Consider the following 21,407-nt stretch of genomic DNA (forward strand, 5'->3'; position numbering starts at 1 on the left):
AACGTAGAGGCGGCAATATTCACAACGCCCCCGTCGTTGAAGATGGCACCTCCAATACCAGCACCACCACCAGCACCACCACTGCCAAAGCTAGCGTTAGAGCCACCTTGACCACCCTGAGCGACATTGCTAGAAAATGTAGTATTACTGACATTCAGAGTGCCTTGGTTGAAGATTGCACCACCAAAACCATTGACTGTACCTCCAAGACCAGGGTTGAATGGGGCGGCAGTTTGTCCTGGCCCACCCGTTGAACCTGTGGCGCGGTTGTTATTGAATACGGCGTTGTTAATCGTTAGTGTGCCTTGATTCAAAATGCCACCCCCAGACCCAATTACATTGCCGTTGGCAATTGTCAAGTCTTGAAGGGTGGCATTCACACCCGGGTTAATCTGGAAGACGCGGAAAGCATTATTGCCACTCACGGTAGTATTACCAGCGCCTGCACCCGTTAACGTGAGGGATTTGTTAATTGTGACGGACTCGGTGAAGGTTCCCGTGGCGAGATTGACATTTGCTCCACTTGTCGCCACATCTACGCCATTTTGAATCCTGCCAGCCAACCCCACATTCACCGTGGTATTGTTGGCTGTACCCAAGAGTTGACCCCCTAGGGTAATGGGTGCATTCAAGTTAATCGTGGGTGCATCCAGGGTTAAATTAAACCCACTCGTGGAGTTAATCGCATCAGCGACGGTGAGGAAATTCGTGGCATCAAAGGTCACATTAGCCGTTGTCAGGGCAGCGACTACGCTCTCTGGGGTAATGTCCCCACCTGAATTGGCAATGATAAAGGTTTCGGGGTCTAACAGTAAGTTCCCCGTCTGTCCATTGGGTGCAAGTAAATTTGTTACACCCTGATACTTCAACGTCTGGGCACCGGATACTTCCGCAAACCCACCGTTACCCCCAAAAGTACCCCCCTGTGCTGTAATCTGACCTTGGAAGTTCGTGGTGTTATTGCCCCACACGATAACCTTGCCGCCATTACCCTGTGTGAGCGCATTCGCTTGAATAGTGGTGTTGCTATCCACATGGGTAAACTCAGCATTGGGTACTGTGCCTAACCCGCGATAATCTCCACCGATGAGTACGGTGCCACCTCCATCACTCCCAGAGGCGTTGATATTGGCTCCAACGAGATTGACATTTGTCCCTAAAACATTGACGTTACCGCCTATCTTCCCCCCAGTTGAATCAGAAGCATCCAGAGTGCCAGAAACCCTTACCGTTCCTGCCTCCGTGGGAACCGCAGACAGGGGCACTCCCACAGTACCTATCGTGCCCGTGAGTAGCGTTGGCAAATCAAGAGGGTTAAAGGATATCGTCTGTCCACCTACTGTCTTGGGTTCAATCTCGATACTGAGTAGGTGTCCGGGTTTGCTAATTCGGACTAAATTTTCACCCGCTACAGCAGCCAGGGTAATCGTTCCGCCGGGAGCACTCACTGTGCCCGTATTAAGGATGCTGCCCCCAAGTAACATTAGATTTTGTCCCGGTGATACGGCAAGATTACCCGCATTGATGATGCTTCCGGGTTGAGAAAGGTCAAAGGCAAACTGACTAGGGGTGCCAATTAAGTTCGGATAGTCATTATCGCCAAAAGCATTAAACCAATGATTGCCACCGAATCCAATTCCTGTCGCGGTAGTCGCTGTAAAGGAAGCTGGAACATTTAAGCTAGCCGAAGCACCAAAAACTATCCCGGCGGGATTCATTAAAAATAAGTTGGAGTTGCCTCCACTCACCTGAATGAGTCCGTTAATGAAGGAGGGATTACCCCCAACAACGCGACCTAAAATATTGCGAATCTGGGGATTAGACATGAAGTTGGCAACTTGACCGGCATCCAGACCAAATTGCTCAAAACTCTGAAAAAGATTAGTACCATCCCCTGAGGCGGTACCGCCTGAAATGTTAATTTGGTTGCCGTTGGGAGTGACAATAGTATTGGTCTGGTCAGCAGCAGGTGTAATGGGTTGTGCATGGGCAGATGAAATAGTCTGAAGCACTCCTAAACAGACAGAAAATGCCCCGAACCATGGCACAGTCGTCAAGCCTTTTTTAAAAAGCTTTACAAATACATTCACGCGCTGTTGACTCCCCTAGTTGTAAGCGAAGACTTGATAGTGATGAGGGAGAAGCACTAAGCCTGATGCGATCGAGAGAAGTACCCGGACTAAGGCAATAAGTAGCAATTGACTTATCTCTACCTACAATTTACTGGCTAATTCGGTCAGTCAGCAACCGTATTAGATTGGGTTTAGACCTATTAGGACTAAAATCTAGCTCCTAGAACTTCAAAATTTGATGTAATTGCCAAAGAATTTGATGAAACAATGGACAAAATTAGCAGGAAAGGTCAAGTTTTTCAATTGTTTGTCGCAAAACTCTGGCTGAATTCTGTAATTGCTCTTTTTCTATGGCAGTCAGCATGAGATTTAAAGTCCGGCTAACTCCTTGACGGTTTACCACCGCTGGCAGACTTAAACAAACATCGTCAATCCCCTCAAAGCCATGAATCAGGCTACTAACCGTCAGCAGTCGGTTTTGATTGCGTAAAATGGATTGAACAATCTGGGTAACACCCAAGCCAATCGCATAACTGGTTGCGCCTTTGCGTTGAATCACCTCGTAAGCTGCATTTTTCACCTGTTCAAAAATGGGTTCTATCGTATCGGCGTCTACTAATTTCTCCCCATCTGAATCTTCATTAAACAGTTGCATTCCTGATATATTAACTTTGCTCCAAACCGGGACTTCACTATCGCCATGCTCCCCAATAATATAAGCATGTAAGCTTCGAGGATCAAGTTGAAACTTCTCCGCCAATAGATAACGGAAACGAGCCGTATCGAGTACCGTTCCTGAACCAATCACGCTGGATGTTGGTAACCCGGATAGTTTGAGAGAGACATAAGTCATGATGTCTACTGGGTTCGTCACAATCAGCAAAATAGCTTGGGAACAATACTGAACGATTTGGGGCATTAAGCCTTTAAATATCTCTAAATTGCGTTGCACTAGCTCTAAACGACTTTCCCCTGGTTTCTGCTTGGCTCCAGCCGTAATAATGACAATATCGGCATCCTCACCATCAGCTAAGGTTCCGGATCGGATCATCGTAGGCTGAACGAAAGGTAAGCCGTGATTGAGATCCATCACCTCCCCTTCCAGTTTTTCAGTATTGACATCAACAATCACCATTTCATCAAGAACATTTTGAATCAGCAGGGAGTAAGCACAAGCCATTCCCACCTGTCCCGCACCAACAATCACACCTTTACGAGGACGGCGATGGGGGATTAAATCTTGAGTGGGATTAGGGACGGTGGTGAATAGAGATTCCAGCATTTTTTCCTTGCTTAATTAAAGGATTGAAAATTCATACCAATTCCCTTTGTATCGTAATCCCTCAAAAAACTCAGCGTCCCTCAGCGTCTTCCTCTGCGTTCTCTGCGTTAAAAAAATAATTCCATGCTATAAAAAATAATTCCATGCTATAAGGAGTCACGGTAGGCACGAATCATGGCCTGGGTTCCTTGTTCGCCACCCATCCCGTTATCCAGTTCTTGAACTATTTTAAATAAGCGATCGCTCATTTCCACTCCCGGCAATTCTTCACCCGATGCCTTGAGGCTTTCTTGTACCAATCTCAAATCTTTCAGGATGTGTTTAATCATGAAACCGGGACGGAAATCAGACTCGATGATTTTTGGCCCCAGGTTAGATAGCGCCCACGACCCAGCCGCACCGGTGCTGCAAACTTCTACAATTAAGTTAGGGTCGATTCCTTGTTGTTGGGCTAGCTGCATCGCCTCGCATAAACCCACCATGTGAAGTGCAGCCAGGACTTGATTACACAGTTTTACAGCCTGACCGCTACCTATTGAACCACAAAGGCGAATCGTTTTGCCCAGAACTTCTAATACTGGCTTACTCTCCTCAAAATCAGTTGGTTCACCGCCAACCATGATGGTTAGGGTGCCATTTTTCGCCCCAATGTCTCCACCTGAAATCGGTGCATCCAGAAAGCGGAGGTTGTGTTTTTTAAGTTCGCTTCCTATCTTTCGCGCCGCATTTGGGCCAATGGTACTCGTATCGATCACTAAAGCACCCGGTTTCGCCAACTCGGCAACTCCCTCAGTGCCGAGGATAACTTCCTCAACATCAGGCACATCACCGACGCAGGAAAAGATGATATCTGCTGTCTCGACGGCTTCGCGAATGGATGAGACTACGGTTGCACCTGCACTTGCTGCCACTTCTACACCGGGACGATTGGGGGTGCGATTCCAGGCTTTAACCGAGTAACCACCTCGCGCCAAGTTCGCCGCCATATAACCACCCATGACACCGAGTCCGAGAAAGGCAATTTGTTGGTTCATGCTATTGAGCAAATTCGTAAGGGTTTTAACCCTCAATATCATGACTTGTAAGGGCACGGCAACAGTAACATCTCGACTTTTGTAGAAAGTTTAGTAATGCCGTGCCTCTACCGCAGTTCCTCGTTAATTAGCCAACAGTATCGGTTGCTATCGGATAATCTAGCAATCCCGAATGATTCATCAGAACCTCCCTTTCTTTCCTTTGCGCCCTCTGTGCCTCTGTGGTTTATTAAAAAAATCAAATCTTATAAATGATTTAGGATTGCTAGACACGCCTAGAAACTCTTCAGCGATTCAAGGCTTCTGTAATATCTTTCACCGAACAACTTTCAGGAATCTTTTGTTCATCCATTCCCACCTGCGTATAACGATAAAAACCCTTAAAATTCAGCACAGCACTGCGAAACTGAATCCAATCTATACGCTCAGCTTTGCTACCAGAAGTATGAATAATACCTCCTTTATTGAGTTTCAAGCGGCCTTCTTCATCCCAATCAACGGGTGATTGAGGTATATTCTCCCAAGGACTACCCGGCCACGATACGGCTAGGGCTTCACCTGTAGCGAGATTACCCTGAACTTCACCATTAACACAAATAGAGTCATCGGATTGAGGGTAACCATAGTTTCCCACCACACGATTGTTGACTTTACGGAACCAAAAGCAAACTCCTGATCCAAAGGGTGAGTCTTTTGTCTCTGGTTGGCTACAAAATTGATAGTTGCCATCAGCTAACGTTGCCATTACATCTTGAGCGTGCGCTATCCCAGATGAACGACGAAACAAAAGAGGTAATTCCCAGAAACTCAGAGAAAGTAACAGTGTTGTCGTAAAGCAGAGGAATCTAAAACGGGGATGCATAGCAAACCCTCCACTAGCACTCTGAGCAGAATGTTCGCTCAGTTCTCCATATCTCTCAGCCGCAGGGAGCTTATGCAAAAATTTGGGGATTTGCTGAGCGAGGAACTAATGAGTTGAGTGCATACCTATAGTTTATTCCTGTTAGGTACATATAGAGCGATTAACTGTTGGCGTCGCATCTTTTCACTAAAACTCCGGCTAACTCATAGGCTGGTGCGAAGCGATCGCGAAAGCGTTAGCTGAATGAGTGAGTGTCTGAGCCAACAAAGTTTGTGGTCATAGAGTAATTCGCTTCTATAGATTTATTGTATGCGAAGTCACACTATCCAATGGAGGAGAGTCTTATACAATTGAGCGTAATATTAATTAATAATTGGTCAAAAAAATTAAAGGGGCTTCATGGGTGACATCACGCCAAATCCTAGGCTGCAAGGCTGGGATATGACAGAGAATACTTCTGCGACATCCCTTGCCAAGCAATGGGCGAAAAAGTATCTTCAGAAACTCATCGATCCAGAAGAAAGCTGGGAAACTAGCACTCAAGGAACGCGATCGCTCATCGCGCAGCGACTACTCCAATCCATTCGTTCCATTAACCTTCAAGCTTGGGCTAAAACCGAAAGCTTACTTTCCCTAGAAGTTAAACGACATGGCATTAGTTATAAATTAATTGACCCTTATGAAATTGCACGAGATGCCTACCATATCTATGAGCAAGCCCTCTCCGCCTATGCCGAACAACTGACACCACAGCGCCTTTGTGTGTTTATTAGTTCTGATGTGGGTAGCATCCGAAAAAAATACATAGCCCTCGATCCGAGAGTGATTGGTTTTGTGAGTATGCAATTCCACTACTGCGGACAGTTACTTCTAGAACCCCTTGCCCCAGCCGATCAGGAAATTTTGGGTGATTATTTCAAAGTCATTGACGATCACCTTTATATCCCCTTGCAGCGTTTTTATGACATCTCCGCCCGGTATGATTACCATTCTCCCGCCTTAGAAAGCATACGCAAACTCTTACCCCCTAGCAGCGAAATAGCCCGAAAAATCGCCTCGCGCATCATTGAGCTGTACCCTAACTATTGCTGCCACACTGGCTCATTGAGCGATTCGGCTGTAATGGTTTCCAGTATCCGAGATGTTGAGATGTTTCAGGTTTACTTGTGGATTTGTGTCCTGGAAAATAGCATTGCCGCCATCCAACAAGAACTATTCCCCTTGTGCGTCATGCTGTACCCACCATTAAAAGTGCGTTGGGAACTGGTGCGGCAAATGCTCCACCTCATTGGCAACGAACTTCAAACCCGATTGACGCCTCAACAACAAGCGCTTTTTATGCCCTACTTCCAATCCTTGTGGGAGTTGTTCTCTCCTGATGTATTCCCGGAAACCTTAGAACCTGAGACGCCGGATGAGTTAGCTTGACTCAACCCTCTTCTAGTCCACTTCTGTTGCAATCTTCTTTTAAGATAAGTAAAGAAACTGAAAGGGAAAGGCTGAATGCGCGTTGCAATTGTTGGGGCGGGACTAGCCGGGATGGCGACGGCAGTTGAGTTAGTCGATGCCGGACATGAAGTCGAACTATTTGAATCCCGACCTTTTGTGGGAGGAAAAGTGGGCAGTTGGGTAGATGCCGATGGCAACCATGTGGAGATGGGGTTGCATGTCTTTTTCGGCTGCTACTACCAGTTATTTGACTTGATGAAGAAGGTAGGGGCGATCGACAACCTACGTCTCAAGGAGCATACCCATATCTTTGTCAACAAAGGGGGACGCACGGGGGCGCTAGATTTTCGTTTCATCACGGGCGCGCCCTTCAATGGACTGAAAGCCTTTTTCACCACTTCCCAGCTCTCTTTACAAGATAAGCTGCAAAATTCCCTGGCACTCGGTACGAGTCCCATTGTTCGCGGCTTGGTGGACTTCGACGGCGCGATGAAAACCATTCGCGATTTAGATAAAATCAGCTTTGCCGATTGGTTTCGCAAACACGGTGGAAATGATGGCAGCTTAAAGCGGATGTGGAACCCGATCGCCTACGCTTTGGGTTTCATCGACACCGAGAATATTTCCGCCCGGTGTATGCTGACAATTTTCCAGTTTTTTGCCGCAAAAACAGAAGCTTCGGTGCTGCGAATGCTGGAAGGTTCTCCCGATGAGTATCTGCATCAGCCGATTGTTAAGTACATAGAGGCGCGAGGCGGGAAAATCCACACCAGGCGTCGAGTGCGGGAAATTTTGTTTACTGAGGTGGATGGGCAAACCAAAGTCACCGGACTAGTGGTTGCTAAAGGCGAAACCGAAGAAACGATCCTTGCGGATGCCTACGTCTGCGCCACAGATGTCCCCGGTGTGCAGCGTGTCCTGCCTGAAGCTTGGCGTAAGTGGTCGGAGTTTGACAATATCTACAAGCTCGATACCATCCCCGTGGCTACCGTACAGTTGAGGTTTGACGGTTGGGTAACCGAGTTACACGATGCCGAGAAGCGCAAGCAGCTCACAGAAGCCGCAGGAATTGATAATCTGCTCTATACCCCGGATGCTGACTTCTCCTGCTTTGCGGACTTAGCCTTAACCAGTCCTGGTAACTACTACCGCGAGGGACAGGGTTCACTGTTGCAATTGGTGCTCACTCCGGGAGACCCCTTTATCCGGCAAAATAATGAAGCGATCGCACAACACGTCCTCAAGCAAGTCCATGAACTCTTCCCCTCCTCGCGAGAACTGAACATGACTTGGTACAGCGTCGTCAAGCTGGCTCAGTCTCTCTACCGTGAGGCTCCTGGGATGGACCCCTATCGCCCCCCGCAAAAAACACCCATCAGCAATTTTTTCCTGGCCGGAAGCTACACCCAGCAAGACTACATCGATAGTATGGAAGGAGCCACCTTATCGGGGTGTCAGGCGGCAAAAGCCATTCTGGAAAATGCCAAAGAACTGGTAGAACGAACCCCTGTAACAACGGTTTGAGCAACCAGAGTCCCCAACCCGAAGAAGGGTTGCAGGTTAACAAGTTAGCAAATGCAGGTTAGAACTTCCAACTTTCAACCTACCCCTACGGGGAACGCTACGCGAAAAACTTTCTAACCTTTAACCCTTCAACCCCTCCCAAATCCCAAATCCCAAATCCCAAATCCCAAATCCCAAAACGCATGTCCGATTGGCTAGAACACAGTGTACAGGTTGAGGTTGACATTCCCATTGAATTGTCCTGGAACCTCTGGTCTGATTTAGAGCAAATGCCTCGATGGATGAAGTGGATTGACTCCGTCCATGTCCTGGAAGACAATCCTGAGTTATCTCGATGGAAGTTGGCGACTGGCGGCTTGGAATTTAGCTGGCTTTCCCGAATTCTGAAATTGGTGCCAAACCAGATTATTCAGTGGGAATCTGTGGATGGTTTGCCCAATCGAGGAGCGGTTCGCTTCTATGATCGGCAGGGGAGCAGTATTGTCAAGCTGAGTGTGGCTTATGCGATTCCCGGCCTGTTGGGTCAGTTGATGGATAATCTGTTTTTAGGTCGTGTTGTGGAGTCTACAATCCAGGCTGACTTGGAACGTTTTCGAGAATACGCTCTCAACCTTAAGTCCCAATCTACATAAACAGAGGACTTACACACTACCCTCTTGCTGTCCTAAAGATGAGGAAAGAATCGCCTGCCTCAAATGGGGAGGTTAGAGGACAAGATGACCGATGTAAGGCTCAAGTGCGTAAGTCCTGATCAAGTTAGCCTAGCTAACGATTCTAACTATTCAATGATGTGGAAATAAAAAGCAGCAACCACGAAGTTGATCGCTAAAAGGAACAAAGCCCATCCTGTACGAAAAGGGTAGGGGAACTTACCGCCAGACTTGGCAACGGGAGCATCATATTTTTTGGTCTGAGCAGCCATAGAGTTTTCTCCTGTTCTGAAAGATTTTGTGAAAAAATAATAAAGTACTTGGTGACTCTCATAAAAGTTACCACAGAAAGAGTGAGCTTTATTCAGCTTGATAGAGGGATTATTGCCAATAAACTACCAGCTAAGGCGCAAATATTCTTAATATTTGGCCTTAAATACTCTCACTCGCGTGGTAGGAACTGCGGACAAGGGGGCCAGAACGGACATGGGCAAAGCCTAAGTCTCGTGCGATCGCGCCCAATTCGTCAAATTCTGCGGGTGTCCAGTATTTTTGTACAGGCAGGTGTTGCAAGGAGGGACGCATATATTGGCCTAGGGTGAGGCGATCGCATCCCGCGTTCCGCAAATCCACCAGCGCCTCAATCACTTCCGCTTGAGTTTCGCCATGCCCCAGCATCAAACCTGACTTGGTGGGGATTGTGGGATTCAGGGATTTGACGATGCGGAGAACATCGAGCGATCGCTCATATTGGGCACCGCGACGCACTCGTCCCTGTAAGCGCCGCACGGTTTCAATATTGTGGTTATAACAAGCTGGATGAGCCTCCACTACCCTAGCTACCCGTTGGTGTTGTAACTCGACTGGAGTCTGGTCATTTTTACCTCTACCGCCCCAAAAATCGGCTGTCAGCACCTCAATCTCTGTGTCTGGATTCAGTTGACGAATCGTGTACATTGTGGTAGAAAAACAATCTGCACCTTGGTCGGGCAAATCATCTCGCGCTACCGAAGTTAGCACGACATACCGCAAACCCAATAGATTTACCGCCTCAGCCACCTTTTGGGGTTCCTCTGGGTCAAGAGGCATGGGTGCGTGCCCCTTGTCCACCTGACAGAAGGCACAGGAACGGGTGCAAGTTGGCCCCATTAACAAAAATGTTGCCGTCTTTTGGGAATAGCACTCGCCTCGGTTAGGACAGCGCCCCTCTTCACAAATTGTGTGGATGTTTCGTTGCTTGATAATGCGCTGTACTGTTGAGATTTCGCTGGCTTTGCCAATGGGGCGACGCAACCAAGGGGGCAGTGCGTCCAGTTCTTGTCGCCATTGGCCGCGATCGGGCCGTGTTGTCACAGATGGGTCAGTTTGGGTGAGCAAATCCATAAGTCTTCCGGTAAGCTAGCCAGTGACTGGGATGCATGACAAGCTGGTTTGAGTCTCGACAATGCTACAAATGTTAAAGCATCTACCCTCGCTTGTGTTGACTGAGTTTTTTTGCTCTTCTGTGTCAGACCAGATTAATCTAGAATCAGGCACACCGCTTGCTTTTGAGCTTGGGCTTAAAATGGCAAAAAGTTGAGGGTGCCGTCTTAGCCGTTGTATCACCCTAAACAGACAACAATCGGTCTGTTGTAGATACATGTCGCTGGTTTATCATGGCTGGGTAGGAAGTGACTTGAAACTCACAGCGAGACACACTGGCGCTACACCATAAATTATGAACTGGCGGCGTTCACAGCAGCTAAGTGTTGACTTTAGGTTTCATTGTTGATCTAGAGTTAGCAACCGTTGCTTTTTGAAAACTGTAGTGTTCTTAAAGTTACCTCTCCAAAGGAGTCAGTCGTGGCAAGTCAGAAAATCCTGGTAATTGATGACAGTAAAGTCATCCGAATGCGTGTAAGAGAAATGTTACCGTCAGGTAACATTGAAGTTTTGGAAGCGAAGGATGGTTTAGAGGGACTGAATTTAATTCGCCAGGAACTTCCTAACCTAATCATGTTAGATTTTCTTCTCCCTAAAATGAGTGGTTGGGAAGTGTTTCAGCATATTCAAAGTACCAGTGAACTCCAGACAATTCCTTTGGTATTAATGTCGGGTCGTAAGGAAGAAGTCACGGAGAAAATCCAAGAACCCTTTGAGTATTTTGCTTTTGTTGAAAAGCCGTTTGAGAAGAAGCAGTTGGTTGATGCTATCAAGGAAGCCATGGGCAAGGCGAAAAAACCCCGCCCCGAATCGCAACAGGCGGCAGCTGCCAGTACAGCAACGGCTAGTGCATCTTCTGCTTCTTCATCTGCCGACATTGAAGCGCTTAACGCCAAAGTTGCGAAAATGCAGGCTGAAATTGATGGATTGAAGAAACAGTTATCTCAAATTATGGCGTTCATCAAACAAAAGTTAAAGTAGCCTGAAAGTATGAAGTGCAAAGAATGAAGGATGAAAAAAGGGTTTTCCCATTCATCCTTCATTCTTCTTTCTATGGCTAATCGAGTTCACGTCGTCCTTCTAAGGCTCGTGCTAACGTGACCTCGTCAGCATACTCTAAATCGCCGCCTACAGGTAGACCAAAAGCAATCCGAGTTACCTTGGTAAACGGCTTCAGGAGGTGACCGACATAGAGCGTGGTTGTCTCACCTTCCACACTCGGACTAATGGCTAAAATGACTTCTTTGATACCCCTCTGGCTGACTCGCCGCACCAATTGCTGAATATGTAGCTGATCGGGGCCAATTCCCTCCATGGGTGAGATGACGCCGCCGAGGACGTGATATTTACCAGCATATTCCCGCGTTTTTTCCAGAGCAATCACATCACGGGAGTCAGCGACGACACAGATAGTGCTGTTGTCCCGGTTGGCGTTGCGGCAGATTTCGCACGTGGGTTCAGCGGAGAGGTGAAAGCATACCTGGCATAAGCCGACTTGTTTTTTCGCCTCAACTAAGGCTTGAGCCAATGCCTGTACTTCTTCCTCTGAGCGCTTGAGGATATGTAAAGCCAGCCGTTGAGCCGTTTTAGGCCCAACTCCGGGCAAGCGTTGGAGTTGCTCGATCAAACGAGCTAAAGGACGTGTGTAAACCGTTGTCTTGTCTCCCAGTCGAAAGGGTCTATCCCTTATGATGACATCCTGTTACCGAGTGTGAGCGGCTTTGTCGGTGTCCTTTTAGCGATCGCAGCATTCTTGTTTTCAAGCACCATGATTTATGGAGTTTACTTCATACTTCAGGTAACTCTATCTTTTTGGGGCGACAGTTCTTAATAATTCTCGATACGTCTCATAGGCACGATTGAGCGCGACAGTTCTGTCGTGCGCTTCCTCACTCTTATTGATATCTGGGTGAAACATTCCTGCCAAGCGCCGATAAGCTTTTTTGACTTCTGCGGGAGTTGCCTCCGGTTTAACACCTAAAACTTCCCACCATTCTCCATCAATTGGAATGAAGTTGAGTGTTGGGATTTCTTCTTGTTTCTGCGGTTCGGGTTCACAAGTGACTCGAAGATAAAAGCCTGCTCCTGATTCATCGAGTCGGATAAAACACCCCCCCCATGCCTCAAGATAAGCATGAAGATTTTTGCGGGCTGGGATGTGATTGGGAATACCAGAATCTAGAATTTGCTCAATAAATCGCTTAGCATGTTCAATGGCTTCGATATGGGTCGGCAAGTTGACGTTGGCTTCGATGTCGGCTGCACTAAACTTACCAGGAATACCCTTAACCTTTGCCCTAGCTTTGAAGCGGATAAATTTGTCCAAAACCTGAGGAATCGCTTCAATGACTACACCTCGGTGAAGTTGAGTATAAATTTCTCCCTTTTCCCATAGCCGCCTTGCCTCAGCCGCAATCCTTCTTTGTTGCTGAGTCCCTTCTCCAACAACTGGAATTCGTTTGTGTAAAGAAACCGCTTGGCGTTGATCGTACAGCCAATATTGAGGAGGCTTGCCTTCTCTCGGTTGCAAGCACGCCGTTGGATCACCTTTGTCTCTGGGTTTAAGCCCCACCTTACTCAATTGGTCTATAGTTTTGAGATAGGTCGGTATGTCATTCCACCGTGCGAAGCGGCGGACACCTGGACACGAACTCGTCGGAATACTTCGCCATTTCCAGTGGCAGATTGTACAGCGACACCCGAAATCCGTTTTAATGAGGTGATGCTTGATCAATGTAGTTCCCCAGCCACGACAACATCAGCATGAGCGTTCTCGAAGTATTCGGCGACACGACGCTCTATCTTAACTACTATGGTTGTAATTGTTTGAGCTATCTTGGGTCTAGAGACTAGGTGTTGCTCTTCCAGATCCGTTTGGCTAACGCTAATGATATTGAAACATTTCCTTTTGAGCGACTTAAATACCCACCCTAACGTATAAGTCCAAACCTTAGGGAAAAGTATATGCTGGAGTGACCAAACCTCAAGTCGTTTCTCTAGTAAATGCTCACTCAACACTTCGGTTTGACCCTTTTGATTTTTTTTTCGGCGTTCGAGTTGACTAGCGGTTTGGACAAAACCACCAGCATTAGCTCTATTATTTCCGATACGTTCAAGACGTGCCACCCCCTACCCAACATGAGTGGATTGAGGACTGCAAGGTTGGGAGTGGGTCTGGAAATGAGCGCCCCAGATGACCGGAGTTTCTACGAGGAGCAGGACTTTAGTGAGGATAAAGCGGCAGGAGAAAGCTTTTCGGAATACTCCTAAAAACTGGTGAGAAACTTCTGCCATAATCCACTATGTAGTGCGATCGCTACTTTTTGGAGTCAAGATCTCTGTCTTTAACAGACACACTTTACCCTAAGCGACTTATTCTTCAAAAATAGCCCCCCTTTGTTTCAAGTCCAGCTTCCATTCCTCAGAAAGACCTGAATCTTTGCTAAATCGGGCTTCTTCTACACGACTATTCAACCAAGTTACACCACTCAAATTGGCTAACATTAAACTAGCCCGATGGAGGTCAGCCTGAGTGAGGTTCGCATTGGTCAGGTTAGCATCACTTAAGTTGGCACTGCTGAAGTTCGCTTCACTCAGATTCGTACTACTAAGATTGGCACTACTGACATTCGCCAACGCCAAACTGGCTCGATGAAAATTAGCATGGCTCAAATTGGCATCACTTAAATAAGCACCACTGAGATCGGCACCACCGAGACTCGCGGCCTGCAAATCTGCACTACTCAAATCCGTATCGCTCAAGTCAGCACCCCGGAGATAGACTCTACGCAGATTGGCTCCGCTCAAATCCACCCCACTGAGGTTGACACCCAGCAGCTTGGCACCTGCAAAATCAACTAACGGATTGAGACCCGCGATTTTGGCTAATTCCAAAAAGTTATCCGTTTCTGCTGTAATCACGCGCTGAATTACATCTGCTATTTCCGGACATTCTTCGGTTTCACCAGTATCAAGTTCAAATGTTGGATCATCTGTATTCAATGGCTCGGTTTTTAGCCGTCCTGGATGCTGATCAGAGTGCCACACGACTCGGCTTAGGTAAGGCTTAAGTTTGGATTCGAGCAGAAATAAAACGAGCTTTCTCTCTAACACGGCTAGCTGATTCGGGTGAAGAAAGCGATCGCTAGCCCAATATCGTGGGTCTACTGACCAACAGCTTTTGACCACACCCGTTGACGCAGCCAGGAATTGTCCCTTGACATCTGCTCCAAATCTATGCTGCAAACTAAAATCGAGATATGATGACAACCCGCTACAACAAACAACAAATCGAATCCTTCGCCCAATCGGTTCTGAAGGATGGCCATTGTGTGTTGCCCCATCACTTCTCAGAGGCGACACTCAATGCTTGGCGTGAGGCTTTTGCGCCTTTGTTAGAGGATCATATCGAGCGCGAAGGTAAGCTGCTTAATCGAGGTTCAGCCCGCTATTACGTCACTTTGCCCTTCGCTGCTCCCTTTGCCGACCCCAGCATATACGAAGATGAGGATATCCTAGCGATCGCTAAGCTATTAGTAGGCGAAGACATGGTGATGTGCCAGCTAGCCACAGACACTCCCTTGTTGGGGTCTGACTATCAAGACGTGCATCGGGATGCGCCGCCACTGTTCCCTGAAACGGGTATGGAGACGCCGCCATTCCAGCTTGCCGTAAACTTTCCCCTTGTGGATGTAACCCTTGAAAACGGACCCTTTGAGACTACACGCGGTACGCACATGATGTCAAAAGAAGAAGGACTGCGCCGCCTGGAGTCGGGTGAAATCAAGTTAGAACCCATCACGATGCAACTGGGCGACGTGATGATTCGCGATGTACGCACTCTGCACCGGGGCACGCCCAATCATACACAAACGCCACGTCCGATGGTTGTAATTGGCTATAGTCGCCGCTGGCTGTTTCGTCCCGAGGTGTCTATTCACATACCCCGTGCTGCCCTCCTCTCACTCTCCGAACGCGCCCGCCACTTGTTACGCTTCAATCCCATTGTCGAATCCCTTGAGGACAAACCAGAGGTTGAAGTTTATCAGTCGTTCGCTTACTAGGGTCGAAGTCAAGTCGCTTCGCTCCAAGGCAAAATTTTTGCAGGGTGGGCAAGGTATATCTCGCCCACCCTCCGCTAACGGGTGATTATCCGGGAGCGATAATCACCTGCTCATTCTCAATAAGCCTGTCAATCACCCGATATCTGTTCTGAGGTCAATGGGGTAGAAAGCTTGTTTTATCAAACCTTCAGCTTGCTTGTCATCCCTTCCTGGTCTAATGTTTAAGCGATCGCTTTTTTCTCATCACCAGGAATCGGGAATTATGATATCGTGCCCGGTTTTACCCTTAATAAAAGCATGTTTGTAGTGAGCGCTAAAGCGCCCACTCTCAGAGGACTAAAGTCCTCACTACAAACTCCCACATCGTGTGGCTTTCTTACCAGAATGATCTGACTTTTTCATTCCCTATTCCCATCAGTTAAATCCCTAAGCGTTGATAAATCTCATCCAAGTGCTGTAAATGATGCTGCGGGTCAAAACAAGCCTCAATTTCTGGCGGAGTTAGCTTACTTGTCACTTCAGGGTGTTTAGCAATCAGATCGTGGAAATTTCCCTCTGGTTTATTCCAGGCTTCATGAGCACAAGACTGTACAATCCTGTAGGCTTCTTCGCGGGTCGTCCCCTTTTCCACCAAGGTCAATAATACCCTCTGACTGAATACAACACCCCCGTAAAGATTCATATTCCGCTTCATGTTTTCTGGATAAACCAGCAGCTTCTTCACCAAGTCGGTGATTTCCACAAGCATGAAGTGAGTCAAAATGCAAGCGTCGGGTAAAATCACCCGTTCCACTGAACTGTGAGAGATATCCCGTTCGTGCCACAGCGCTACATTTTCCAACGCTGCCACCGCATGTCCCCGCACAATTCGCGCCATTCCTGTTAGGCGTTCAGAACGGATGGGGTTACGCTTGTGAGGCATTGCCGAGGAACCTTTTTGTCCTTTAGAGAAGTATTCTTCAACTTCTAGAACATCGGTTTTTTGCAGGTTGCGAATTTCAACCGCAAAACGTTCAATCGTTGCCGTTAAAAGCGCTAATTGTTGCACAAAATTAGCATGGCGATCGCGCGAGATGACCTGAGTTGAAGCCGTATCGGGTTGCAGCCCCAAATTTTGACAAGCGATCGCTTCCACACGAGGGTCAATATTGGCATAAGTTCCCACCGCGCCAGAAATCTTCCCCACCGCAATTTCATGACGCATTTGGCAGAGGCGATCGCGGTTGCGACACACTTCCGCCAACCACCCCGCCAGCTTAAAGCCAAAGGTGATCGGTTCGGCATGAATGCCATGAGAACGCCCAATCATCACAGTATTGCGATGTTGCTGTGCCTGGTAGCGAATTGCTTGACCCAGTTTCTCTAGGTGCTCCAAAATAATGTCCAAGCTGGCAACTAGTTGCAGTGCCAGAGCCGTATCCAAGACATCGGAACTCGTCAACCCCAAGTGGATATAACGCCCCGCATCGCCCACATACTCATTTACATTCGTGAGAAAGGCGATCATGTCATGACGGACTTCTTCCTCAATTTCTAGTATCCGCTTCGGGTCAAAATTCGCCTTAGCTTTAATCTCCTCCACAGCCGCTTCTGGAATTGCACCCAGTTCAGCTTGTGCTTCACAAACGGCAACCTCAACCTGAAGCCAGGTTTTGAATTTGTAGGTGTCCGTCCACAATTCGCCCATTTCGGGCAGGGTGTAGCGCTCGATCAATGCCGGTGTCGTGAAATACAACCGTCATATTGTACAACTTGATGTCAGATGGCTTCATCAATCGGCGTTAGATTATGGCCAGAGTTAGTGGCCTGCTCATGCTTGCCGTCATAATTACGAATTATTAAATCCCCATCCCAAACGTCATTAGGACTGACGAATTTCTAATAACTAGCTTGGGTGAGTGATGCTGGAAGAAGCATTTTTAAGAGCTAGAAGCTTACATACAACCGTCATGAGTAGTCCATTCAGTATGCTGATTGCTGGCAAGTTGCTAGCCGTAATCCTCCTAGTGCTAGCTAATGGCTTTTTTGTGGCTGCGGAATTTTCCTTAGTCGCTTTGCGCCCTAGTCGTGTCGAGCAGCTAGTTGCTGAAGATCATCCCCACGCGGCAGCTTTACAACGTGCTGTGAGCAACCTGGACGCTTATTTAGCAGCTACCCAGCTTGGCATTACGATGTCTTCCCTAGGCCTGGGCTGGATTGGAGAACCAGCCCTCGCTGTGCTAATCGAGCCAGCGTTCCATCTGCTCCCTGAACCTTTGGCACTCATTAGTGCCCATGTTCTAGCAGGGGTTGTTGCTTTCACAACGATCACCGCTCTCCACATCGTCTTGGGAGAATTAACTCCTAAGGGTTTGGCACTCCAGCGGACAGAAGAAACTGCTATTGCTGTAGTCCAGCTCTTAGAAGTTTACCTAGCTATCTTTCGCCCAGCAGTCCACGTCTTGAACAGTTTAGGAAACTTTGTCTTAAGACTGCTGGGCTTACAACCGGGCAGTGGTGCAGAACTGCTTCATTCTGTTGAAGAACTCAAGTTTTTAGTTGCAGCCAGCCATGAAGCTGGATTGGTAGGGCAAACCGAACAAAATGTAGTGGAGCGAGTTTTTAGTCTGGGAGAGCGACGGGTCAGTAGTTTTATGAGTCCACGCACTGAGATGGTTTGGCTGGATATTGATGACCCACTCGAATCAATCCGTCACTTGGTCGTCGAAAGTATTCATTCTTTCTTCCCGGTCGCTCAAGAAAACGTGGATAACATATTGGGTATAGTGGAAGCCAAAAAATTTTTAGCCCATAATCCAACTCAACCGATTGAACTACAAGCCTTGTTACATCAACCGTTGTATGTGCCGGAAAGCATGAGGGCGTTGAAAGTTCTCGACTTGTTCAAGACATCTGGTACCCATCTTGCCGTAGTTGTGGATGAATATGGCGTGACTCAGGGCTTGGTTACGCTCAATGACATTGTAGAAGCGATCGTGGGTGACATCCCCTCTCGTGAAGATCTAGCTGACCCTGAAGTCGTGCAACGCGAGGATGGGTCTTGGTTGTTAGACGGATTGTTAGCGATTGATGAATTTAAGGAAATTTTTCGTCTGCGAAAGTTGTTACCAGGGGCAGGAGTTAGCTATCAAACTTTAGGGGGATTTGTGATGAGCCAACTCGGACATATTCCTTCTGTCGGAGAGTATTTTGAGTGGGCTGGACTACGCTTTGAAGTGAGGACTATGAATGGTAACCGAGTTGATAAAGTCCTAGTGGTGCCTGGGCAGGCAGCTTCTTCGCGTTTGAGGAACCGAACTTAACAGGGTATTTCTCTCTCTGGAGGTTAGAACCAGCCTAGGGATACTTGAACTGCCATTCTTAGTATCTATTGCTCAAGAAAACATAGAACGGATCAATTTTGAGGCGGTTGGTCGGAGAGATACACTGGCAACAGTACTTATACCTAATCTTGCATGTTTGACTTCAACACTCTTTCTGAATTTTCACGAACCAACTGTATTGCCATCTGTACATTTTTGGTTCCTGCCAACTTGCTCTTGACCTTGCGGACGATGATATCCACCGGACTTCGCCGCCCTCAGCCTCAGGTGCGACAAGCGGCTGTGCTTGCCTGCCTCCCGGCGTTGGTGATGGTATTTCATGTGTTCACTTGGTGGATGATTGGGGTGGTCATGGCTCCTACCTTTATCCTGTTAGCGCTGGCTAGTACCTGCTTGAGTATCAATTTTTGGGCGATCGCTCATCCCCAAAGTATGGCTCACTTCCTCAGAGCCTTAGTTTTGCGGGTTTTGAGCTGGGTGCATCGTTCAGACGTTGAACTTCCCTAGTTAAACGTTCTAATTCACATTTATTGCATTCTGTCAATAGTACGGTACTGAATGGCTTCAGCAACGTGCTGAGGTTTGAGAACTTCATCACCTGCTAAGTCAGCAATGGTACGGGCTACTTTAAGAATGCGATCGCTTGCCCGTGCTGATAACCCTAGCTTGCGAATTGCGCCCTCTAGTAAGTTGCGAGAGGTATCATCCAACGGGCACCAGTAGCGTAGATGATGACTCTGCATTTGGGCATTGCAACGAATGGCTGCATCTGCTGTTTTGAAACGGTGATGGGCGCGATCGCGTGCCGCCTGTACTCGTTCCCGTACAGGTGCCGACTCCTCCCCCGTGGGTTGTCGCGTAATCTCCTCCGGCTTCAATCGATTCACCGCCACTTGTAAATCGATCCGATCCATCAACGGCCCCGAAAGCTTTGCCCAGTATTGTTCCCTAGCTCTTGGCGAACAGGTACAAGCTTGGATGGTATCCCCGAAGTAGCCACAAGGACAGGGATTTGTACTCGCCACCAGGGTAAATTGAGCGGGAAACATCACCGATTGACGAGTGCGGGAAATGGTAACACAGCCATCTTCTAACGGTTGACGCAGGAATTCCAACACATCGCGTTTAAATTCAGTGAGTTCATCCAAAAACAGCACCCCTCGGTGAGCCAGAGAGATTTCCCCAGGACGCGGAAAGCTACCACCGCCCACGAGGGAGGGGCCAGAGGCGGAGTGATGAGGACTGCGATAAGGGCGATCGCTGACCAATGTTCCTTTATTTCTCAGCAACCCCGCAACAGAGTGGATTTGCGTCACCTCTAAGGCTTCGTCAAAGCTGAGTGGGGGCAGGATCGCCGGTAACCGTCGCGCCAGCATGGTTTTCCCACTCCCTGGAGGCCCAACAAAGATTAAATTATGTCCCCCAGCCGCCGCAATTTCTAAGGCTCTACGAGCATGAGCCTGACCTTTTACATCTTTTAAGTCTGGCCCCGTTGAGCGAGAGGTTCGCAACGCCTGCAACCCATCCATCTGTACAGGTGAGTAACGCTCTGGCTCATTTAAAAAGTCAGCAACTTGCGCCAAATTCTTGAACCCGTAGACCGCTAATCCCTGTACGACTGCTGCCTCCCGTGCATTATCTGCCGGAACTACCAAACCCGAAATTTCCAGTCGCTTAGCCGCCGCCGCAATGGGTAATACACCCGCAACGGGTCGCAGATTCCCATCTAGAGAAACTTCTCCTAAAAACAGATAATCGCCCAACAATTCGGCACTTACCTGCTCTGACGCCGCCATAATGCCCACACTAATGGGTAAATCAAAGCTTGGCCCTTCTTTACGCAAGTCAGCCGGTGTTAGGTTCACCACAATCTTCCGCATGGGAAAGGCAAAACCCGCATTCTTTAGTGCCGCCTTGACTCTTTCTCGTGATTCTTGAACGGCAGTATCGGGTAAACCAACTACGACAATTCCCGGTAACCCACCGGACACATCCACTTCTACCCCCACCTTGACAGCATCGATTCCCACGATAGAAGCACTCCAAACTCTAGCTAGCATCTCAATTCCCCTGACACTTAAGCGCGAGTATAGGGCTTGCCCTCTGGGTTCCTAAACCGGGAAATTACTGGAGTTAGTTTCGTTCCAGGACGGTGATTACGTAAAATTGCTAGCAGTCTGAGCCGCTTTCATAACTATTGAGTAGAAGAATTAACATGAGCGAGACCATCTTCAGCAAGATTATTCGCAAAGAAATACCCGCTGACATTGTTTATGAAGATGACTTAACAATTGCCTTCACAGACGTTGCCCCCCAAGCACCCGTTCACATCCTGGTGATTCCCAAAAAGCCCATTCCTCAGCTAGCGGCAGCCGAATCCGAAGACCATGCCCTCATGGGACACCTGCTCTTAACCGCCAAGCGAGTTGCCCAGCAACTCGGTCTGGATAACGGCTATCGCCTTGTGATTAACAACGGTGCTGATGGCGGTCAAACCGTTGACCACCTGCATTTGCACATCTTGGGCGGACGCCCTATGAAGTGGCCTCCGGGTTAACACGGCTTAGGGATTCTAAAAAAAGTTTGAAGAACTTTACAAATCGAAACAAATGGGTTAAGTTAAGTATGGGCGAACACAAAAGCGCCCGCTGAACCTTGAAAAATTATTAAGCCATCATAAAAACATGACAACCACATTACAGCGTCGCGAATCTGCGAACGTGTGG

At 47.9% G+C, this 21,407-nt stretch carries 19 protein-coding genes and 1 pseudogene; 8 read left to right on the forward strand and 12 right to left on the reverse strand.

Annotation, left to right across the window (positions count from 1 at the left end):
• Window positions 1-1,688: 1,688 nt before the first annotated feature.
• From NDI48_13940 to NDI48_13955, 4 genes and pseudogenes are all read right to left on the reverse strand, one after another.
• A pseudogene (locus NDI48_13940) lies at window positions 1,689-2,012 on the reverse strand (filamentous hemagglutinin N-terminal domain-containing protein).
• A 337-nt stretch (window positions 2,013-2,349) separates the two neighbouring features.
• Window positions 2,350-3,354 carry an L-lactate dehydrogenase gene (locus NDI48_13945; protein ID MEP0832273.1) on the reverse strand — a complete coding sequence of 335 codons (1,005 nt, stop codon included), beginning with the start codon at window positions 3,352-3,354 and terminating at the stop codon, window positions 2,350-2,352.
• 146 nt (window positions 3,355-3,500) lie between these two features.
• Window positions 3,501-4,388 carry an NAD(P)-dependent oxidoreductase gene (locus NDI48_13950; protein MEP0832274.1) on the reverse strand — a complete coding sequence of 296 codons (888 nt, stop codon included), beginning with the start codon at window positions 4,386-4,388 and terminating at the stop codon, window positions 3,501-3,503.
• Between the two features lie 286 nt (window positions 4,389-4,674).
• Window positions 4,675-5,250, reverse strand: a complete 576-nt coding sequence (locus NDI48_13955) for a hypothetical protein (protein MEP0832275.1) — start codon at window positions 5,248-5,250, stop codon at window positions 4,675-4,677.
• A 399-nt stretch (window positions 5,251-5,649) separates the two neighbouring features.
• On the opposite strand from NDI48_13955, the gene NDI48_13960 reads away from it, so the two are divergent.
• The 3 genes from NDI48_13960 to NDI48_13970 all read left to right on the forward strand — a co-directional run bounded on the left by NDI48_13960 (window position 5,650) and on the right by NDI48_13970 (window position 8,855).
• The gene (locus tag NDI48_13960; protein ID MEP0832276.1) at window positions 5,650-6,678 is read left to right on the forward strand and encodes a hypothetical protein; all 1,029 of its coding nucleotides are present in this window, start codon (window positions 5,650-5,652) and stop codon (window positions 6,676-6,678) included.
• 75 nt (window positions 6,679-6,753) lie between these two features.
• Window positions 6,754-8,223 carry a 9,9'-di-cis-zeta-carotene desaturase gene (gene zds, locus NDI48_13965; GenBank protein MEP0832277.1) on the forward strand — a complete coding sequence of 490 codons (1,470 nt, stop codon included), beginning with the start codon at window positions 6,754-6,756 and terminating at the stop codon, window positions 8,221-8,223.
• Window positions 8,224-8,405: 182 nt separating this feature from the next.
• Window positions 8,406-8,855, forward strand: a complete 450-nt coding sequence (locus NDI48_13970) for an SRPBCC family protein (protein ID MEP0832278.1) — start codon at window positions 8,406-8,408, stop codon at window positions 8,853-8,855.
• A 146-nt stretch (window positions 8,856-9,001) separates the two neighbouring features.
• On the opposite strand, the gene NDI48_13975 is transcribed toward NDI48_13970, so the two are convergent.
• Both NDI48_13975 and lipA read right to left on the reverse strand, forming a co-directional pair.
• Window positions 9,002-9,145: a photosystem I protein PsaX gene (locus NDI48_13975; protein MEP0832279.1), complete on the reverse strand. Its 144-nt coding sequence runs from the start codon at window positions 9,143-9,145 to the stop codon at window positions 9,002-9,004.
• A gap of 160 nt (window positions 9,146-9,305) precedes the next feature.
• Window positions 9,306-10,256 carry a lipoyl synthase gene (gene lipA / locus NDI48_13980; protein MEP0832280.1) on the reverse strand — a complete coding sequence of 317 codons (951 nt, stop codon included), beginning with the start codon at window positions 10,254-10,256 and terminating at the stop codon, window positions 9,306-9,308.
• A 459-nt stretch (window positions 10,257-10,715) separates the two neighbouring features.
• Between lipA and NDI48_13985 the strand changes: the two genes are divergently transcribed.
• Window positions 10,716-11,276, forward strand: coding sequence for a response regulator (locus NDI48_13985; GenBank protein ID MEP0832281.1), 561 nt, complete (start codon window positions 10,716-10,718; stop codon window positions 11,274-11,276).
• Between the two features lie 76 nt (window positions 11,277-11,352).
• Here NDI48_13985 and recR read toward each other — a convergent pair whose 3' ends face one another.
• From recR to NDI48_14005, 4 genes are all read right to left on the reverse strand, one after another.
• Window positions 11,353-11,922, reverse strand: a complete 570-nt coding sequence (gene recR / locus NDI48_13990) for a recombination mediator RecR (protein MEP0832282.1) — start codon at window positions 11,920-11,922, stop codon at window positions 11,353-11,355.
• A 177-nt stretch (window positions 11,923-12,099) separates the two neighbouring features.
• A complete protein-coding gene (locus NDI48_13995; GenBank protein MEP0832283.1) occupies window positions 12,100-13,029 on the reverse strand; it encodes a J domain-containing protein in 930 nt (309 codons plus the stop codon).
• Complete coding sequence (locus tag NDI48_14000; protein MEP0832284.1) at window positions 13,026-13,421, reverse strand: hypothetical protein; 396 nt, start codon at window positions 13,419-13,421, stop codon at window positions 13,026-13,028. Before NDI48_14000 ends, NDI48_13995 begins: the two co-directional genes overlap by 4 nt.
• Before the next feature lie 246 nt (window positions 13,422-13,667).
• Entirely contained in the window at window positions 13,668-14,540 is an 873-nt protein-coding gene (locus NDI48_14005; GenBank protein MEP0832285.1) for a pentapeptide repeat-containing protein, read from the reverse strand.
• A 14-nt stretch (window positions 14,541-14,554) separates the two neighbouring features.
• Here NDI48_14005 and NDI48_14010 point away from each other — a divergent pair, with 14 nt between their 5' ends.
• Entirely contained in the window at window positions 14,555-15,358 is an 804-nt protein-coding gene (locus NDI48_14010; protein MEP0832286.1) for a phytanoyl-CoA dioxygenase family protein, read from the forward strand.
• 418 nt (window positions 15,359-15,776) lie between these two features.
• On the opposite strand, the gene purB is transcribed toward NDI48_14010, so the two are convergent.
• Window positions 15,777-17,072: an adenylosuccinate lyase gene (purB, locus tag NDI48_14015; protein MEP0832287.1), complete on the reverse strand. Its 1,296-nt coding sequence runs from the start codon at window positions 17,070-17,072 to the stop codon at window positions 15,777-15,779.
• A gap of 235 nt (window positions 17,073-17,307) precedes the next feature.
• Between purB and NDI48_14020 the strand changes: the two genes are divergently transcribed.
• Entirely contained in the window at window positions 17,308-18,660 is a 1,353-nt protein-coding gene (locus NDI48_14020; GenBank protein ID MEP0832288.1) for a hemolysin family protein, read from the forward strand.
• A gap of 153 nt (window positions 18,661-18,813) precedes the next feature.
• Window positions 18,814-19,188: a hypothetical protein gene (locus NDI48_14025; GenBank protein MEP0832289.1), complete on the forward strand. Its 375-nt coding sequence runs from the start codon at window positions 18,814-18,816 to the stop codon at window positions 19,186-19,188.
• Between the two features lie 20 nt (window positions 19,189-19,208).
• Here the strand turns inward: NDI48_14025 and NDI48_14030 are convergent, their stop codons facing one another.
• A complete protein-coding gene (locus NDI48_14030; GenBank protein ID MEP0832290.1) occupies window positions 19,209-20,741 on the reverse strand; it encodes a YifB family Mg chelatase-like AAA ATPase in 1,533 nt (510 codons plus the stop codon).
• A 149-nt stretch (window positions 20,742-20,890) separates the two neighbouring features.
• On the opposite strand from NDI48_14030, the gene NDI48_14035 reads away from it, so the two are divergent.
• On the forward strand, window positions 20,891-21,238 hold the full coding sequence (locus tag NDI48_14035) for a histidine triad nucleotide-binding protein (GenBank protein MEP0832291.1): 348 nt from the start codon (window positions 20,891-20,893) through the stop codon (window positions 21,236-21,238).
• Window positions 21,239-21,407: the final 169 nt, after the last annotated feature.

The organism is Microcoleus sp. AS-A8 (assembly GCA_039962225.1).
Lineage (GTDB): Bacteria > Cyanobacteriota > Cyanobacteriia > Cyanobacteriales > Coleofasciculaceae > Allocoleopsis.

What these genes read in the sequence shown, in the direction of transcription:
- NDI48_13945 (MEP0832273.1), bottom strand. Translation starts at nt 3,354, where the DNA reads ATGCTGGAATCTCTATTCACCACCGTCCCTAATCCCACTCAAGATTTA.
- NDI48_13950 (MEP0832274.1), bottom strand. Translation starts at nt 4,388, where the DNA reads ATGAACCAACAAATTGCCTTTCTCGGACTCGGTGTCATGGGTGGTTAT.
- NDI48_13955 (MEP0832275.1), bottom strand. Translation starts at nt 5,250, where the DNA reads ATGCATCCCCGTTTTAGATTCCTCTGCTTTACGACAACACTGTTACTT.
- NDI48_13960 (MEP0832276.1), top strand. Translation starts at nt 5,650, where the DNA reads ATGGGTGACATCACGCCAAATCCTAGGCTGCAAGGCTGGGATATGACA.
- zds (MEP0832277.1), top strand. Translation starts at nt 6,754, where the DNA reads ATGCGCGTTGCAATTGTTGGGGCGGGACTAGCCGGGATGGCGACGGCA.
- NDI48_13970 (MEP0832278.1), top strand. Translation starts at nt 8,406, where the DNA reads ATGTCCGATTGGCTAGAACACAGTGTACAGGTTGAGGTTGACATTCCC.
- NDI48_13975 (MEP0832279.1), bottom strand. Translation starts at nt 9,145, where the DNA reads ATGGCTGCTCAGACCAAAAAATATGATGCTCCCGTTGCCAAGTCTGGC.
- lipA (MEP0832280.1), bottom strand. Translation starts at nt 10,256, where the DNA reads ATGGATTTGCTCACCCAAACTGACCCATCTGTGACAACACGGCCCGAT.
- NDI48_14010 (MEP0832286.1), top strand. Translation starts at nt 14,555, where the DNA reads ATGATGACAACCCGCTACAACAAACAACAAATCGAATCCTTCGCCCAA.
- NDI48_14020 (MEP0832288.1), top strand. Translation starts at nt 17,308, where the DNA reads ATGAGTAGTCCATTCAGTATGCTGATTGCTGGCAAGTTGCTAGCCGTA.
- NDI48_14025 (MEP0832289.1), top strand. Translation starts at nt 18,814, where the DNA reads ATGTTTGACTTCAACACTCTTTCTGAATTTTCACGAACCAACTGTATT.
- NDI48_14030 (MEP0832290.1), bottom strand. Translation starts at nt 20,741, where the DNA reads ATGCTAGCTAGAGTTTGGAGTGCTTCTATCGTGGGAATCGATGCTGTC.